Below are 784 nucleotides of genomic sequence, written 5' to 3' on the forward strand. Positions count from 1 at the left end.
ATGAATGGCACCGGCACCGACCACCCGACCGTCACCGCCGGCTCGAACTCGGTGGCGATCGGCGCGAATTCGACGGACGGCGGCCGCTCGAACGTGGTGTCGGTCGGCAGCGACACGCAGCAGCGCCAGATCACGAACGTCGCGCCGGGTACGCAAGGCACCGACGCGGTGAACGTGAATCAGCTGACGCAGGTGCAGACGACGCTGTCGACGGCACTGTCGGGCCAGCAGGCGCAGATCAACTCGCTGGGTTCGCAACTGCAGCAGACCGACCAGATGGCGAAGCAGGGTATCGCGGCCGTCGGCGCGATGGCGTCGATCCCGCAGCTCGATCGCGACGCCAACTTCGGGATGGGCGTGGGCACGTCGACCTTCCTCGGYCAGAAGGCGATGGCGGTCAACATGCAGGCCCGCATCACGGAGAACCTGAAGGCGTCGATCAACGGCGGCTTCAGCGGCGGTCAGAAGGTGATCGGCGCCGGCATGCTGTACCAGTGGAAGTAACGCGTCGCGCCGCCAGGCCGCCCGGCTCGCCAGCCGGACGGCCCGCGGCGGCCCCGACGGCCGGACGAGCCCGCCGCGCAACCCGTGGCGGGCTTCAGTCAACCCAAGCTTTGAGGATGTAACCGTGAACAAACTCGCTCTTGCGCTCGCACTTTCCGCAACGGCCCTCGCCGCGTGCTCGACCGCATCCGGCCCGACCTTCAGCGCCTCCGAACTGCAGCCGCGCGACGGCGTGCGCACCTTCCAGGTGGACTGCCACGGCCTGCTGTCGGGCCCGCAG

Annotated in this window: 1 protein-coding gene and 1 pseudogene; both read left to right on the forward strand. The window is 69.0% G+C overall.

The features are described from left to right. Positions 1–504: YadA family autotransporter adhesin (locus B7G54_RS37825; protein WP_208864980.1), on the forward strand; the 504-nt coding region annotated here is incomplete at its 5' end. Positions 505–628: 124 nt separating this feature from the next. Further along, positions 629–784, forward strand: a pseudogene (locus B7G54_RS38470) (OmpA family protein); the annotation flags it as partial.

This window comes from Burkholderia puraquae (assembly GCF_002099195.1).
Classification (GTDB): Bacteria; Pseudomonadota; Gammaproteobacteria; order Burkholderiales; family Burkholderiaceae; genus Burkholderia; species Burkholderia puraquae.